Below are 16,267 nucleotides of genomic sequence, written 5' to 3'. Positions count from 1 at the left end.
GACTACTATTCCCTTGAAATTGTGAAAAATAACAGTTTACGGATTTTTTTATTGTATTCAATTTAAATGGTGATTGAGCCTAGCGAAACCTTAAGGTCTTGTGATAACGCCATCTTTCTTCCCTAATTCGTGGCGGAACGTTTAGTCGGGAAATTTATGGACACGTCTTACGGCTTTTCGCCGATGGAATGCTTAATAGCATATCATCTTTAACAATTAGGCAAATCAACCGATCTGTCGGTGATTGTTTCATTGCATAACCCATTGGGGATTCATCGTCCCTTTTGGGGCTAATCCTCTTTTATTCTAAAGGAGCATACCATGCAAAAATCAGCAATCTTACAAAATGAGGTTGAGCATATTCTGTTTGAATTAAATTGTTGTGTGAATGATCTGCACGGTTACCGGATGCAGATATCTTTGGACAACATTCATCAAGCAGAACTGAGTTTGTCTAAACTTCAAGCGCTCATCTCTTTTGTCAAAATTGCTTCCCAACGACAAATTGCTTGTTGAAGCATTTAAACCAGCCATTTCCGCATAACAGAAAACCACCTGCTCTATGCGGATTTTTTTCTGTTATACGGCCCACTATATCAATAACAGGAGAACTTTATGACTGCAGCTTTAAATCGTGTAACTTTAATAGGCAACCTTGGCGCTGATCCGAAAACAATTGCTGGCAAAGACGGTCAGTCTTTTGTCACAGCAACCTTGGCAACCAATGAATCATACAAACAGAATGAGGAGTGGAAAACCAGAGTTGAGTGGCATCAGCTGGTAATTTTTGGCAAGTTGACCAAAATTTCTGAATATTTACAAAAAGGATCACAGGTTTATGTTGAAGGTAAACTCCGTTCTAACCATTGGACTGATGGCGATGGCAATACCCGCCATAGCCTCAGTATTGTGGTAAATAATATTCAGCTTCTTGGTCATTCCAAACCAGTTGATGAGACTGCTAACAAAACCGCGGAAAACCATATGGCTCAAATGCGGGAAATGTTGCAGCAAAACTCAGAAGACATACCGTTTTAATCATAACCCAAGTTGCGGGAGTAAGTTCCCGCAGGGGCTTGCTCTCTGATTGTCATATAAAAGGAGGACAACCCCAATGGATAAACCGGAAATCTACGTTGCTTGTTTGGCATCTTATAATAGTGGCTACCTGCATGGTCAATGGATTGATGCAAATCAATCTGAAGATGCGATTATGGAGGAAATTCAAGCCATGCTTGAAGATAGCCCTATTTCAGATCCAGGCGATTGGGCAATCCATGATTATCAAGGATTCGGTAATATTGAGATTCATGAATTTGAATCTACAAGGGTCGCGCTACCTCGTGAAAGATTTTAGCCATCCATGGCTAAAATCGACTCGCCAACGCGCGAAGTTATTAAGCCGCGACCGTCCTGTGTCCGGCACGTTGCCCTGGACGGGCAAGCGTATGCCTCCCACAATGACTCTACGGCTGCAGAAAGATTTTTTTAACATCCCTACGGGCTGATTAAAAAAATCGCAGCCTATCGCGGACTACGCGCCTCGGCTTTCAGCCTTCCATGGCGCACAGCGTCAGCACGATCACGGAGTATGCTGAATTTATTACTGAGCATGAAGAACTTGGTCAGGCATTAATTGCGGATTTCGGCCTCGATGCTGCCAAGGTAATGATAGAGGATCAATATCACGGTTGTTATGATTCTGAAGTTGATTTTGCCGAACAAATTATCGATGAATGCTACTGCGAGAAACTACCGGACAATTTGATGGCCTATTTTGATTACGACGCATTTGCCCGTGATCTTTTTATCAATGATTTTTGTGCGGTAGAACTCAATGGATATGTTCACGTTTTTTCTAACTATTGAAGCCCATATGGGCTTCAATAGTTGTCAATTTCAATTCCTATTATCAGCATTAATGCAATATCAAATCCGTTTTCAAGCTTTCATATAAAAAACATCCGTTGGCTCAGTAAATAAGCGTCCCTCACAAACAAGTTTTGCGCCTTGATTTTCATAAAAACGATTTAAGCTTTGCTTCAGAGTATCAAAGTAAATTAATTGCGCGCCTGCATCGTGCGCTACTGCTTTAGCCTTATCAACGACTTGGCGGCCAAAACCTAATCCTCGGACTCTTTCATCAACATAGACATACATAAGTTCAGTTGCATTGGGTAACTTACTTAATCGCGTAGCCAGCTCCGTATGGTATTCATGAGGCAATAATGCAAACATTGCAACGGCTTGCCCTGCATAAAAACCAATATAAACATAGTCACTGAGCTCACGAAGGACCTGTTCTCGAAACTCAACACCCTTATCTCTAATATAACCCCATTCATCTTCAGCCCACTTTGCTGCAATTGGAGCACAATCGAGACAGTCGTTGAGTTTCGTAAAAGTAAGTTTATGCTTAGCAGTGGTAAAAAACTTCATACAAACACCTTATTAACTAAATGCCGGATTGAAATTTTGGCTTTCTTTTTCCTGGCTTTTCTCACAAATCATTAAAGCAAAAATCCCTATTAAGCCGCCAAACACATAATACCATGCTGGCGCTATAAAATTACCCGTTTTGCTCACCAACCACATCATGAACAAAGGTGTGGTACCACCAAATAAAGAAATACCAACATTGAATGACACGCCAAAACCACTATACCGATAGTGTGATGGAAATAACGAAACCATATAAGCATTTAAAGGCGCATAGATGATTGCAATTAGAACTGACATTGAAACCATCCCTGCTGCAATCAAAGCTAAATTACCAGAAGCAAGCAGATGAAAAAGAGGAATAGCAAAGATCATCAATGCAATCATTCCTGTAGCCGATACTTTTAAAAGTCCTATCTTATCAGCAATTAAGGCGATGAACGGTTCTAAAGAAGCATCTACAAGCAACGATATCGTAATAATGAATGTGGCCAGGCTGAGTGGAACGTTAAAATAACTTTGTAAATAAGTTGCAGAGAATACATAGGTTCCAAAGGTCATAATGCTAACTAGCCAAGCTATCCCTATCACGCCGATAACAGTCAATGGCATTTCCTTGATGGCAGTTAGAAACGGCACCCTCGGCTTATTGCTGTCTAATGCCTGGAAAACAGGAGTTTCATCTACATGCTGGCGCAGAAAGAAAATCACAACTCCAGCAATAATCGCAACTGCAAATCCGAGTCTCCATCCCCATGAGGGCATAAAAGATGCGGTGAAAAATGAGGCGGCTAATCCTGCTAACAACATTCCAGCACTATAAGCTGAACTGGTTAAACAACCAAAGAATGCCCGTCGTTCTGGTTTTGCATGTTCAACCAGAAATATAGCTGAGCCAGTAAACTCTGAACTGGCAACAAACCCTTGTAACACCCTGAATAGGGTAATTAAAATCGGAGCGCTGATACCTATTACTGCATAGCTTGGGATTAAACTTATCATTGCTGTAGGAATGGCCATTGAGAGAATACTTAAACTTAATGCTCTCTTTCGCCCATAACGATCACCAATATAACCAAAAAAAATTGCACCAAGTGGTGCAAGTAAATACCCCACAGCGAATACACCAAATGCACTCAGTAAAGCTGCCGTATGATTCTCACTTGGAAAAAAAGTTCTTGCTATGATTGGCGCAAAATAACCGAATACCGCAAAGTCATACCATTGGAGAGTTGTACCTAATACACCGGCTAAAAGAGCTTTAATTGAGTTAGCGTTTTTCATAGTAAATCCGTATGCATCCAAAAAACATGATGCTAAATCCAACAACTAAGGCAAAAGTATATCGATAAATATGGTGTCTGGGAATTAATGATATGGACTACTTTTAATTACTTTGTTTCAAAAAAATATATCTAGTTATAATTTTTATCCAACAATGAATCAACGATTTAATTCTTCAACAGCAATAATAGCCTGCTCAACACTAGGTTTTTCTGATTGATAATCCATCTTGCTCAGGGAAAAATTTTCAATGTGATTTGCCAAATCGTTCCAAAACGTAACAACTCATATTTTTCGCAATTTCTTCCTCAGCAAAGAATACTTTCCCCGGCCCATCGTGTTTTAACAGTGACGCTTCATCTTCATTATGAGTTCTTATAACAATTTCAATTTTTTTGTTAAGTTTACGGGCACATTGAATCATAGGTCGTATATTAAATGTATCCGAAACGGCAATAACCAGCATACTGGCATTTGCAATATGGGCTTGGATTAACACAGAAGGTTCAGAAGAATCACCACTTACCGCTGGTATTCCTTTCGATCTAAGCCGTTCTATCAACTCTCGATTTTCATCGACAACAACATAGGGGATATCATTATCAAATAACCGATTTGCAATTCGTTTGCCCACACGCCCGTACCCTACCAGAACAACTTGCCCTGAGAGGTATTTTTCGCTGGTAGTCATGGGTAATTCAGCCAAAGGATCTGTTGATCGCCCAAATAGTCGCGCTAATTTCGATCGTGATTTAACCCATCTTTGAACGGGTTCTATAAGCTTGAATACTAAAGGATTAACGGCTATCGATATCAGAGCTCCCGCTAAAATAAAGCTTCGTCCTTCAACAGGTAACAAACCTAGTCGGACACCGAGTTCTGCAAGAATAAATGAAAACTCTCCGATTTGTGCAAGACTGGCTGAAACGATGCAGGCGGAACTTAACGGATAACGAAAAGCAAGAACCAAGGCAAAAGCGGCTATTGATTTACCAATGACAATAATACCAACTACAAGAAGAATTGGCCCTGGCTGTTCAATAACAACCTTCGGGTCGAATAACATTCCCACGGCCACAAAAAAAAGGACAGCAAACGCGTCTCTTAGAGGCAAGGATTCTTGTGCAGCTCGGTGACTAAATTTGGATTCCTGTAATATCATTCCTGCAAAAAAAGCCCCAAGCGCAAAAGAGACACCAAATAGTTTGGCCGCTGCATAAGCAATGCTGACAGCAGCAGCAATAACACAAAGAGTAAACAGTTCTCGCGATCCGGTTTTGGCTATATGCCAGAGCAATTTGGGAAAAAATCGCCGTCCGAGAAACAACATCAATGCAATGAAAGCAGAAACCTTGATTAGCGTGGTAATTAAGATTAGCCAGAGATTTTTATCGATATGGTGAGGCTCATTTCCCCCCATCCAATGTGATAAAGGAGGGAGTAAAACAAGAACCATCACCATAAACAAATCTTCAACAATTAACCAGCCAACGGCAATGCGTCCATTAATGGATTCGAGCATATTTCTTTCTTCAAGCGCTCGAAGTAAAACAACGGTACTTGCAACAGATAAAGCAAGTCCAAAAACCAAAGCACTGCCAAACTCCCATCCCCATGCAGCAGCAACCCCCATACCAAGCATCGTTGCAACAGCTATTTGTACAACTGCACCCGGTAACGCAATTTTACGAACATCAAGTAAGTCAGTTATTGAGAAATGTAAACCAACTCCAAACATTAAAAGCATTACCCCAATTTCAGCAAGCTCTTGAGCTATTTGTGCATCTGCAATAAAACCGGGTGTATAGGGGCCAATCATGACTCCGGCTAATAAATATCCGACCAATGCCGGCATCCTAAGCCGGACTGAAATGAAACCCATCAGTAGCGCTAAGCCTAGTGCTACTGCAATTGTGGTAATTAGAGGAAGACTATGATTCATTAATGAAGTTCCACCTATTCGTTTTTATCTTTTTATGACCCTGCCCCAGGTGGAACAGTAAGCATGTCGATATTGCTCAATTGTACCAATCGTTTAGCAACACTTCCCATCAACAAATAATGCAGCTTAGAGTGTCCTTGTGTTCCAAATACCAATAAGTCGGCACTCCATTTTTTTGACTGCATGATAATGGCATCAGCCAGATACCCCCCGATAACTTTTTTCTCAAAATTATCAGGTTTGACCTTACAGTCTTTTAAAAAATCATCCAGTTTTTTGAAAATATTTTTTGTTGGATTACTCCTTTCATTTTTGCCGACGTTATTAACAGTTAAGAACTGTTGATAATAGATGTCTACAATATGCAAGAGCTGAAATCTGGCCTCTGGAAAACATTGAAAGGCGAATTCTACCGCTCTTTGACTGGCTTCAGAGAAATCGGTAGCAATCAATATTTTATTGTAAGAGAAGGATGGCTCTTTTTTTATGAGTAAAACAGGAGTATTCCCCTGCCTGACCATATCACCGGATGTTGTGCCTAATACATAATCACTGACATGGTACTGGCCATGTGCGCCAGCAATAATTAAATCGCCCTGATTATCCTGCGTAAACCGAATGATTTCATCTGCTATTCTGCCCAAAAGAACTGAAATCTTCATTGAGACTTTAGATGAAAAGGGCTTCACCAGGTTTTGTAGTTTTTCTTCCGTGTTTTTTTCCAATCTAAGTAGTTCTTTTTGTTGCTCTTTATCGGAGAATTGGACAAAGCTTGCAGGCCATGGCTGTTTCAATACGTGAATAAGTTCCAATATTGCATCTTGCTGCTCAGCTATAAGAATGGCCCTTTTAAGCGCATATTCAGCATGTTTTGAAAAGTCAGTTGCTATGATTATCTTTCTGAGTGACATTAAAATTCCCTTTTTAACTTTTCATTATTTCTTTAAATCTTAGCATAAGGCAATTCCCTTATCGCGAGCCTACCTATAATTCAGATAGTTATATAAAATTACTTAAATTGCATATTAAAAATGCTATGGTAGTTAAACCAAGTAGTTATTACGCAAAGGACTGCGAATGAACAATAAAACCACTCATCGTAAATTGCGCCGTGATCTTGGCCTGTCGGGTGCTGCCATGATGGGCTTGGGTTCTATCCTCGGTACAGGTGTGTTTGTCAGTATCGGCGTTGCAGCAGGCGTAACAGGCCCCTCAGTGATTTTTGCCATTATACTTGCGGCGTTGGTTGCAACCTGTAATGCCCTATCGAGCGCGCAACTCGCAGCCAGCCATCCGGTGAGCGGTGGAACTTATGAATATGGTTATCGATATCTTCACCCGGCGATAGGATTTACTGCCGGGTGGATGTTTTTATGCGCCAAAACAGCTTCTGCCGCAACGGCGGCTCTAGGGTTTGCGGGGTATTTTTTGCACCTGTTTGGATTTCGGTCGGTTTCCATTATTCCTGTTGCCGTAACCGTTGTGGTTGTTTTAACCTTGATTGTATTAAGCGGTATTAAACGTTCAAACAAAACTAACCTGGTTATTGTATCGATTACACTGCTATCCTTGTCCGTCTTTATTATTTTTGGATTCCCCAGCCTGCTACAAAATGGCGGGCAAAATCTCTCTCCCTTCTTTCCAAAAACGGCTGATGATGGATTCGGTCGATTTTTGTATGCGACTGCTTTGATGTTTGTCGCTTATACCGGCTATGGACGTATTGCTACCATGGGTGAAGAAGTTAAAGAGCCGGAAAGCACCATCCCCAAAGCCATTATCCTGACCTTGATTGTAAGTGCGGTCGTTTATATTTTAGTCGCTTTGGTTGCCATTGGCTCTGTCGGCTCAAACCAACTGGCAACCGTCACAGAAAGTCGAGCAACCCCGCTTGAAATAGCCGCCAGTGCCATGAACCAACCTAGACTGGTTACCCTTGTCGCTGTTGGTGCATGTACCGCAATGCTGGGTGTACTATTAAATCTCATATTAGGGCTTTCTCGAATGGCATTGGCCATGGGTCGTCAACACGATTTGCCAGAGCCATTTGCGGTGGTTTCCAGTAAGCATCGCACACCTGTTGCAGCGGTTATTGGTATTGGACTTGCCATTGCGTCTCTTACCTTGTTTGGCAGTGTTAAAACCACCTGGTCCTTCAGTGCTTTCACGGTTTTGATATATTACTCGATTACCAATCTATCAGCCCTGTACTTGCCTAAAGAAAAGCGCTTGTATCCAAATTTCATTGCAGTGTCGGGTCTTATTTCCTGTTTGTTTTTAGCTTTTTGGGTGCCTCTGGCCATTTGGTTATCAGGATTGTTATTAATTGCGCTGGGACTAATTTGGCACCGCTTCCATCGTTACTACTTAAAAGGTCAATGAAATGGAGTTGATTGCATGAATAAAAACTTATTCCAACACCTGTTATATAGCTCTGCCTCTCCTTGGGTGATATTTATCCGTCTATCCGTAGGACTGGTTTTCTTGCCAGAAGGTATCCAAAAATTACTATATCCCAATATACTCGGTGCGGGTCGCTTTATGGGTATCGGTATTCCATATCCTGATATCATGGGACCTTTTGTCGGTTGGGTAGAGCTCATTTGTGGTTCATTGATATTACTTGGTCTTTTCACACGGCTTGCCAGCATCCCTTTGATTATTATTATGGTGGTTGCGTTTCTTTCCACAAAAATTCCCATCTGGATAGGAAGCGACTGGTGGATTTTTCATGTTCGTGAGCTCAATCGCTATGGCTTCTGGAGCTTCATGCACGAATCAAGGACCGACTGGGCGATGTTAATGGGCGCCTGTTATCTATTGGTTGTAGGAGCTGGACGCTGGTCATTGGACACAATGTTGGTTAAACAGTTAGGCTTAGTAAGCTCTTCAAAACATCAGGTTTAATTATGAATTATCAACAGACAATCACAGACTTAAAAACATACAAAAAAATTGAGCTAAGCAGTGAAAAAAATCTTCAATTTTTCCTTGATAAACACAGCACCAAAGAAGGCACATGGGGACACTTAACCGTTCATGAAGGCACCCTTGAGTTTGTTTTTCTCGATGGGCATGGACATGAACTGTCACATCATACATTAAACCCCAAGTCCCCAACACTTGTGATACCGCCTGCAGCATGGCATAAAATTGCATCAATAAGCAGTGATTTCAAAGCCACTTTGCAGTTTTGCTGCCAGCCGCATCGCTATTTTGAGAAAAAATATCGCCTGGCACCTATCCATCATGACTTATGGACCATCTATCAAACTTATCTGAGAGAGCGGGGAAAAATGACTATTTTGGATGTTGGCTGTGGTTCGGGTCGCAATCCATTGGTTTTTGCCTTATCAGGACACAATGTTATTGGTATGGATAAGAATATGGAAGCGATTGAGAGTATTAGTCATATCGAAGCACAAGAGCGATTAGCAAACCTTGAAACCCATATTCATGATTTGAATCAACCGCTTCCAATCAAAGATAAGTTCTTTGACTTTATCTACTCCACCGTAACCCTGCAATTTTTAAACCCGCCCAGCGTCAAATCGTTACTGACAAAACTGCAATCCCTAACTTCCACTGGGGGAATGCATTATCTCGTTTTTCCCATTAAGGCAGCACCCTATACTTATCCTCAAAGTTTTACCTATCTGGCAGAGACAAACGAACTCTATCATTTTTATCAAGACACCGGCTGGTCTATTTTGGAATATAAGGAGAAGCCAGGCCAATTGCATAAGCTGGATGAAAGTGGAAAACCCAAGCAAGGCATTTTTGGTCATCTGCTTGCAGAGAAACATATATAAAAATGTCCAAGGATTGCAAATGACAGCCAACGAAAAAAATATCAAAATTTGTAGAGTCTATGAACATCCTGAAACAAAAGATGGCTTATGGTTTTTAGTAGACCGGTTATGGCCGCGCGGTTTAAAGAAAGATAAACTTCCAATTGATGCGTGGTTAAAAGAAATAGCCCCCAGTCCTGAGCTGAGAAAATGGTTCAATCATGAACCGGAAAAATGGCTGGATTTTGCAAGTCGATATATCGATGAACTTAGTCACAAGCAAGAACTGGTGGAAGAGATACTGACAAAAGCTAAAAACAAGGAAATGATATTGTTTTATGCTGCAAAAGATAAAAAACACAACCATGCCAAGGTACTAAAAGCTTTTCTTGATTGCTGGCCGAAGAAACCAAAATTGGATTTGCTAGCTACATCTTCTCATCAATAGAAAGCAATTCTTTCAAGGCCATTTGATTATCGAGAATATCCGCAAGCGTGTATTCTCTTAAAACAGCTAAAAAGCTTTCTTTGGCATCAAATAAAATGCGTTTTAGCTTACAGGCAGGCGCGATACAGCAATTTGCCTTTTCCTTATTAAAACACGGCACCAAATCAAAATGTGGCTCCAGCTTGATTACCAGCTCGCCCAAGTTAATTTCAGAAGGGTTTTGCGCCATCGTAATACCACCGCTTTTGCCTCGAGTGGTTTTAATCACCCCCATCTTAGATAGATTGTGAATGATTTTAAGCAAATGATTGGATGAAATTGCATAGGCATTAGCAATATCGTTAATGGTGCACAATTCTTTTCTAAGAGCAATGTATATCAATGCCCTCAATGAATAATCGGTGAACTGGGTTAACTGCATACGAATCTCTTTACATTATTTCTTGACGAGTATTATTTCTTTTTATAAGATGTATTTCAAATACATCTTTAAGGAATATACCATGTCTGAATCCTTATTTGAGCGCTTAGGTGGTCAAAATGCCGTCAATACTGCGGTTGATATCTTTTATCGCAAAATGTTAACCGATGATAGAGTCAGTCATTTTTTTGATGATGTGGATATGGAACAACAAATTCTCAAACAAAAGGGCTTCTTAACCATGGTTTTTGGTGGCCCTAATCATTATAGCGGCAAAGACATGCGCGAAGGCCATCGTCATTTAATCAAGCGCGGTTTGAATGATACCCATGTGGATATGGTCATTGAACATCTGGGCGCAACGTTGCAAGAATTGGGCGCAAATGAAAAAGATATTCAGGAAGTCGCTGCTATTGCTAACAGCGTGCGTGATGATGTGTTAGACAGGTGAAGTTATGGCCGAACTGCATTACAACCAACTAATCTTGCAATCAATAGAAGATGAGTCTGTGCTTGACTGCCTATTACGACATGATGTTGATTATCCTAACTCGTGTCGTTCTGGAGTTTGTCAGGCTTGTTTGATAAAAACCACCGATACCTCAATTGAGCCAAAATGGCAGGATGGTTTGCCTGAGACATTAAAATCCCAAGGATATTTTCTTGCGTGTCAGGCCAAACCCGCGAATACCATTCATCTCAAAAATCCAGATGCCGCTGAATGTGAGCAACAGGCCATGATCACAGAGATAACACCCCTCACTCATAATGTTATTCGAGTAAAACTTTTAGCAGAGCATTTGGAAAACTGGATACCAGGGCAATATCTGAATCTGTTAAACCCTGAAGGGATATCACGAAGTTATTCCATCGCCAACATGCCAGAAAAAGAAGGCTACATTGAACTGCATATCAAGCTTAAAGATGACGGGGCAATGAGCCAATGGCTTCGGAAAAAGGCAGCCGTTGACACAACGATTTATATTAGAGGGCCTTTTGGGAAATGCTACTATATGAATCCGGACCAATCGTCATTTGATATACTTTTAGCTGGAACCGGTACTGGATTAGCGCCTTTATTGGCTATCGTCAAAACAGCATTAAGCAAACAACACCAAGGGAAAATCACCTTAATTCATGGGGGCTGTCAGGACGATGACATCTATTACGCTGAAGAACTGGAAACCCTAGCGTCATTTTATCAGAATTTTCAATACGTACCCTGCGTATTAAAGAGTCATGGATGTTATCAGGAATCGGATATTACGCAGCAATTATTGATACAGTTAAATAATGCCGATAATGTTCAAGTTTATGTGTGTGGACCAAAAGAAACGACCAATCAACTAAAAACAAAAGCCTTTCTGGCTGGCGTTCCCTCATCTAAAATTTACAGCGATGCGTTTTTGTAAAAATAAAGAATGTAAAGTATTTCAAAAATGTTAGGAACGTGACAATCATCGCCTTATGCTCCATAGTTTAAAATAACTAAAATGCCAGACAAAAAAAAATTACATTTGATTTTTTTCAATTTCAATATTTGAACAAGGAAGTGCACAATGGATGAAACGACGCGCAATGACTGGGACCCCAGAGATGAATCGGTCTTGCAAAATCAACGATCAGCCTATGATAAAATGCGGGAGAAATGTCCAGTAGCACATAGCGATTTTATGGGCTGGTCACTATTTCACCATCAAGATATTACAACTGTTTTATCCGATCCAGAAATCTTTAGTAATCAATCTCAATTTTTAGCGATTCCTAACGGAATGGATCCTCCTATTCACGAAAAATACCGCAAAGCCTTAGCTCCCAACTTTAGCAAAAAACAAATGGCAAGCCTTGAGCCCCAAGCCCGCAAAATTGCCAGAGATCTTATTGATTCTATACCTTTTGATGAAAAAACAGAACTCATGCGCTCTTTTGTTACCCCGTTTGCATTCCAAGTCTTGTGTGCTTTTCTGGGTTGGCCCGAGCAGCAATGGGAATTTTTAAGCGGCTGGGCGGATGAGAATCAACAAGCTACTTTTAATAGAGATCAAACTGCTGGCAAAGCACTGGCCACACTCTTTTTAGAACGCGTCAAGGCTAATTTAGATAAACACCGAGCTTCATTAGAGTTTGAAAATAACGCAACCGATGCGCTACTTAAGACCGAGGTGGATGGTGCGAAATTAGATGATGAACAAATCGTAAGTATCTTACGCAACTGGACAGCCGGGCACGGTACCGTTGCTGCTGGATTAAGTATTCTACTATTCCATATTGCTAAAGATTTCAGTCTGCAAGATAGACTTAGAAACGATCATAAGCTTATTCCTCAGGCAATCGAAGAAATTTTGCGCGTCGATGGCCCGCTTGTCGCCAATCGCCGTGTTACAACACGTGAAGTTAAAATCGCTGAAAAAACCATTCCACAAGGTGAGAACCTGTCGTTGATGTGGATAGCGGCTAATCGCGACCCACGTGTCTTCGATAAGCCAAACACCATTAAGCTTGAGCGGGACACGAAACATAGTTTAGTTTGGGGACAAGGAATTCATCTTTGCTTAGGAGCACCTCTTGCCAGATTAGAGATGCGCGTGGTACTCGAGGAATTGCTATCGCAGAAAAAATATTTTGCGCTGGCTGGCGAAAATCAACAACGCGCAAACTACCCCGGTAACGGTTTTTCTGCACTTTTTCTGAGTGATGAGCATTGTGTAACTTAGTTAATATAGAAAACACAGGATACTTATTTATGGAACTGTTTGAAGCAATAAAACGAAGACGGGCGGTACGTCAATTTTCTGATAAACCTCTGAATGAGGAAACCATTGAAAAAATACTGCAAGCCGGTCAATACGCACCCAGCCCTTTAAATTCACAACCCTGGCATTTTACGCTGATTCGCAACAAAGACACCCTGAAAACATTATCTAAGAAAGCACAGCATGCTTCATTTCTCTCTCAAGCCCAGCTGTTAATTATCGTGACTGTTGATACAGGTGTTGATATTGATAAGTGGTTAAAGAAGCATAATCAGCAGTTATACAGCGGTGCAGCTGCCATGCAGAATATGTGGCTGGCGGCGGTCGCCCTTGATATTGGTTGCTGCTGGGTTACCTTAGATGAGGCTTCTACCAAAGATCAAATAGAAATCCCTAAAGAACATACCATTATTGGTGCATTGGCTTTAGGACACCATACAGAACCACTCAAAGCACATGCCGAAGAAGATAGAAAAGCCTTGCCCTTATTCACTTCATTTGAAAAATTTAATCTCCAGGGAAACTGTGAAACAGAAAGCTGTTATACCTGCCTTAAACTGGTTCCAAAATCAGCCGCTAATTCGTTTGAAGGGGAAGATTATGTCCGGTATTTTTGCGGCAATGAGTGTTATGCAGAATGGAAAAAACAAACCCAAAAATGGCTTGATGAAGATAAAAATTGCTGATTATGGCTTTGATGCTGCTATGTAATAATTGAAGATAAAATATATATTTTGATTATGGTGCGTTTGCTTATAATCCGTTATCAATTCAAGCTCCTAATTGATACTTCCTATTTCTATCTACCATTTAATTCTTCAACAGCAATAATAGCCTGCTTAAAACTAGGTTTTTCTGATTGATAAACCATTTGCTCAAGGAAAAATTGCCAATGCTCTTCCCATTTTTTATCAGCACGAAGGTGATGCAATGCTGATGTCACTTTTGTGCGCATGCCATCAAAATCCCCCGTACCAAACATTTCCTGCTCTTTTTCAAGCACACGTTCAAGGACAAGATAATAATCATCCGAAAGACAATTTTGCTGATGTAATTGATAAAGATCATACAAATGACGGACCAAGTGTTTGTCTGAATCTCGCGGGGTTTGATTAGCATCTACGATTCGGCGTGACAATGCTACCCATTTTTCTGCAGCTGTCTCATTCAGCGCTACACAGGGTACTGAAAAATAACGGTGATCACACTCTGCATTACCAAGAGTCACTTTAATCATCGATGAAATATTTTTAATTTCTGGTTTTAATTCAAGCTCGCCAAGAAAACAATCAATAGCAATATGCGGCTTCAAATATACAATACCTTGAGCACCATCAAATGAAGCGCGAATACTCATATATCGGCCTTCATAATACACTTTCACATCCTGAGCTTGGACATCAAAGCCAGCATTAACTAAAGACTCAACTAAAGAATGCCGAAACAACCTAAGCTCACGTCTCTTTGCACTTTGACCCAAGTTCAGACAGGATGGTTTGGAAATTACGCGAAAATCCACATCCTCCGATAGTCTGCTAATAACCGCATAACCTTTAGAAAGGCTTGTTCCTCCCTGAAATACCAGTTCAAAATAATCATTGGATATTTCAGACAGCAAACCAATTGCTTTGGTCACAAAATAATCTTTACGAATAAAATCGGGAGACAGACCTAATATTATGGCAGTTTGACGGATTTGATGTTCATTTAATTCACCTGGCATTGATACTACCCTCAAAGACCAGCTTTCGTCCTTCCGCATGAATTGAACCGCGGTATCGGCTTTTTAATCGAACACTAAAGACAGCAGGAACTTGAGTAGTCTTGCCTTCATTATAATCACGGATGGCACTGCCTAACTCCCATTTAACACCTAATTTATCCAGTGCTTCCGTAGCAACCGCCTCAAAAGAATCGGTAAGCATTGCTTGCGGTTCTCTTCCAGGAAGTGAGATGGGTTCTGCCTTGGCAAATAAGCCATGAGCCACTTTAATGATGATCCCCTCATCTATAAAAGCACGCAGTGCACGGTTTAATCTTAATTGCTCGCGATTAGAATGATCTTGGGTCAAATCATCCCTTGAAAACACCTGACTCGTGATATGATTGATTTTTTTTCTTAACTTATCACGATAACCCGTGTTGTAATGTTTTTTTCTGTTCATAGCATAGTCACTGTAACGTCACAAATAGTCATTTTATTATAGCATAAAATAACGTCACAAATAGTCATTTCCATAGAAATAGAGTGACTTCCTCTGCTAAGAATGGATAGAATGTCAAAAATACTCGTGCGTGAGATTTGCGTGTTTGAGTACGACACTGTTGTACATTATACGACATTTGTAGTGGTATCCCGTGACAAATTATTACTTTAAAATCAACGGGTTACTTTATAGGATGAGGGCTCATAATCCGTTGGTCCTAGGTTCAAGTCCTAGTGGGCCCACCAATAAAATCAAGTAGTTACGAACATTGAAGTTCAAAAATAAAACAAATACACCGTCCCATGGGACACTTTTGGGACAGTCATAAATAACCAGTAGCAACTCACTACAACAAGTCCCAACACTTATCCTAATGATTTTCTCTTAAAAATGGGAGGATTACCTTAAGCAGATATAATTATATATTACAAATAATATAGAACAATTTTTATATTAGCGATTTTAAGTGATTTCGGAAATGAACCAACGACCATATTGCTGCAGCAATAAAATAGTTTATAATCTGCTCAATAAGACAATCATTGAATTTCAAAGTCAGGATACCCGCCGTGTCAGGATAGTTGTCCGGTCTTCTATTCACAATAACTAGAGTCAGACGGCGGGTGGTTAGTAGGTTGAAGTGGCTATTTATTCACCAGAAAGAAAAGAATCAATTTTAAAGAAGTTATTACCGCCAGTCAGTCGCCCGGTAGCCCAGCTGGCACGAGAAGAAGGCATTTCAGAGCAAACGCTGTACAATTGGCATAATCAGTTAAAAGCTCAAGGATATGTTGTGCCTACAAGTGGTCAAAAGCCTGATGATTGGTTAGTAGAATCGAAGTTCGCTGTTGTGATTGAAACCGCTTCGTTATCAGAAGCCGAATTAAGCCGATACTGTCGGGAAAAAGGCTTATTGGTTGAACAGGTACGGGAATGGCGTGCCGCCTGCATTATGGGCAATATGAACGAGGCGCAGCGTAAA

19 protein-coding genes and 1 pseudogene are annotated in these 16,267 nt (G+C 40.7%); 13 read left to right on the top strand and 7 right to left on the bottom strand.

Features of this window, described 5'->3' with window-relative positions; translation table 11 throughout:
• Positions 1-321 precede the first annotated feature (321 nt).
• The 4 genes and pseudogenes from Llon_RS03595 (at position 322) to Llon_RS03580 (ending at position 1,869) form a co-directional block, all read left to right on the top strand.
• Positions 322-516, top strand: a complete 195-nt coding sequence (locus Llon_RS03595; RefSeq protein ID WP_058502306.1) for a hypothetical protein — start codon at positions 322-324, stop codon at positions 514-516.
• A gap of 99 nt (positions 517-615) precedes the next feature.
• Complete coding sequence (locus tag Llon_RS03590) at positions 616-1,038, top strand: single-stranded DNA-binding protein (protein ID WP_058528709.1); 423 nt, start codon at positions 616-618, stop codon at positions 1,036-1,038.
• Positions 1,039-1,114: 76 nt separating this feature from the next.
• Positions 1,115-1,324 (top strand): annotated as a pseudogene (locus Llon_RS03585) (antirestriction protein ArdA); the annotation flags it as partial.
• A gap of 236 nt (positions 1,325-1,560) precedes the next feature.
• Positions 1,561-1,869, top strand: coding sequence for an antirestriction protein ArdA (locus Llon_RS03580; RefSeq protein ID WP_058528707.1), 309 nt, complete (start codon positions 1,561-1,563; stop codon positions 1,867-1,869).
• Between the two features lie 72 nt (positions 1,870-1,941).
• Here the strand turns inward: Llon_RS03580 and Llon_RS03575 are convergent, their stop codons facing one another.
• The 4 genes from Llon_RS03575 to Llon_RS03560 all read right to left on the bottom strand — a co-directional run bounded on the left by Llon_RS03575 (position 1,942) and on the right by Llon_RS03560 (position 6,576).
• The gene (locus Llon_RS03575) at positions 1,942-2,439 is read right to left on the bottom strand and encodes a GNAT family N-acetyltransferase (RefSeq protein ID WP_058528706.1); all 498 of its coding nucleotides are present in this window, start codon (positions 2,437-2,439) and stop codon (positions 1,942-1,944) included.
• 12 nt (positions 2,440-2,451) lie between these two features.
• A complete protein-coding gene (locus Llon_RS03570; RefSeq protein WP_058528705.1) occupies positions 2,452-3,723 on the bottom strand; it encodes an MFS transporter in 1,272 nt (423 codons plus the stop codon).
• A gap of 247 nt (positions 3,724-3,970) precedes the next feature.
• Positions 3,971-5,665, bottom strand: coding sequence for a cation:proton antiporter domain-containing protein (locus tag Llon_RS03565; protein WP_058528704.1), 1,695 nt, complete (start codon positions 5,663-5,665; stop codon positions 3,971-3,973).
• Positions 5,666-5,697: 32 nt separating this feature from the next.
• The gene (locus tag Llon_RS03560; RefSeq protein WP_058528703.1) at positions 5,698-6,576 is read right to left on the bottom strand and encodes a universal stress protein; all 879 of its coding nucleotides are present in this window, start codon (positions 6,574-6,576) and stop codon (positions 5,698-5,700) included.
• Positions 6,577-6,742: 166 nt separating this feature from the next.
• On the opposite strand from Llon_RS03560, the gene Llon_RS03555 reads away from it, so the two are divergent.
• The 4 genes from Llon_RS03555 to Llon_RS03540 are packed head-to-tail and all read left to right on the top strand — an operon-like array spanning position 6,743 to position 9,904.
• On the top strand, positions 6,743-8,047 hold the full coding sequence (locus tag Llon_RS03555; RefSeq protein WP_058528702.1) for an APC family permease: 1,305 nt from the start codon (positions 6,743-6,745) through the stop codon (positions 8,045-8,047).
• Positions 8,048-8,062: 15 nt separating this feature from the next.
• Entirely contained in the window at positions 8,063-8,572 is a 510-nt protein-coding gene (locus Llon_RS03550; protein WP_058528701.1) for a DoxX family protein, read from the top strand.
• A 2-nt stretch (positions 8,573-8,574) separates the two neighbouring features.
• The gene (locus tag Llon_RS03545) at positions 8,575-9,477 is read left to right on the top strand and encodes a TehB-like domain-containing protein (RefSeq protein WP_058528700.1); all 903 of its coding nucleotides are present in this window, start codon (positions 8,575-8,577) and stop codon (positions 9,475-9,477) included.
• Between the two features lie 19 nt (positions 9,478-9,496).
• Positions 9,497-9,904: a DUF488 domain-containing protein gene (locus Llon_RS03540; RefSeq protein ID WP_058528699.1), complete on the top strand. Its 408-nt coding sequence runs from the start codon at positions 9,497-9,499 to the stop codon at positions 9,902-9,904.
• Here Llon_RS03540 and Llon_RS03535 read toward each other — a convergent pair.
• Positions 9,885-10,325, bottom strand: a complete 441-nt coding sequence (locus tag Llon_RS03535) for an Rrf2 family transcriptional regulator (protein WP_058528698.1) — start codon at positions 10,323-10,325, stop codon at positions 9,885-9,887. The two genes, Llon_RS03540 and Llon_RS03535, sit on opposite strands and share 20 nt — an antisense overlap.
• An 82-nt stretch (positions 10,326-10,407) precedes the next feature.
• Between Llon_RS03535 and Llon_RS03530 the strand changes: the two genes are divergently transcribed.
• The 4 genes from Llon_RS03530 to Llon_RS03515 all read left to right on the top strand — a co-directional run bounded on the left by Llon_RS03530 (position 10,408) and on the right by Llon_RS03515 (position 13,764).
• Positions 10,408-10,776 carry a group I truncated hemoglobin gene (locus Llon_RS03530; protein ID WP_058528697.1) on the top strand — a complete coding sequence of 123 codons (369 nt, stop codon included), beginning with the start codon at positions 10,408-10,410 and terminating at the stop codon, positions 10,774-10,776.
• A 4-nt stretch (positions 10,777-10,780) separates the two neighbouring features.
• Entirely contained in the window at positions 10,781-11,737 is a 957-nt protein-coding gene (locus Llon_RS03525; protein ID WP_058528696.1) for an FAD-binding oxidoreductase, read from the top strand.
• Between the two features lie 147 nt (positions 11,738-11,884).
• The gene (locus tag Llon_RS03520; protein WP_058528695.1) at positions 11,885-13,039 is read left to right on the top strand and encodes a cytochrome P450; all 1,155 of its coding nucleotides are present in this window, start codon (positions 11,885-11,887) and stop codon (positions 13,037-13,039) included.
• A gap of 29 nt (positions 13,040-13,068) precedes the next feature.
• Positions 13,069-13,764 (top strand): DUF3330 domain-containing protein, encoded by a 696-nt coding sequence (locus tag Llon_RS03515; RefSeq protein ID WP_058528694.1) that lies wholly within the window; start codon positions 13,069-13,071, stop codon positions 13,762-13,764.
• A gap of 113 nt (positions 13,765-13,877) precedes the next feature.
• On the opposite strand, the gene Llon_RS03510 is transcribed toward Llon_RS03515, so the two are convergent.
• Positions 13,878-14,801, bottom strand: a complete 924-nt coding sequence (locus Llon_RS03510; RefSeq protein ID WP_058528693.1) for a nucleotidyl transferase AbiEii/AbiGii toxin family protein — start codon at positions 14,799-14,801, stop codon at positions 13,878-13,880.
• The gene (locus Llon_RS03505; RefSeq protein WP_058528692.1) at positions 14,791-15,243 is read right to left on the bottom strand and encodes a hypothetical protein; all 453 of its coding nucleotides are present in this window, start codon (positions 15,241-15,243) and stop codon (positions 14,791-14,793) included. Before Llon_RS03505 ends, Llon_RS03510 begins: the two co-directional genes overlap by 11 nt.
• Before the next feature lie 682 nt (positions 15,244-15,925).
• Between Llon_RS03505 and Llon_RS03500 the strand changes: the two genes are divergently transcribed.
• Positions 15,926-16,267 (top strand): transposase (locus Llon_RS03500; RefSeq protein WP_058528691.1); only part of this gene is annotated, 342 nt, incomplete at its 3' end.

Origin of the sequence: Legionella londiniensis (assembly GCF_001467825.1) — a bacterium.
Classification (GTDB): Bacteria; Pseudomonadota; Gammaproteobacteria; order Legionellales; family Legionellaceae; genus Legionella_A; species Legionella_A londiniensis.
This window is presented reverse-complemented; position numbering and strand designations above follow the sequence as displayed.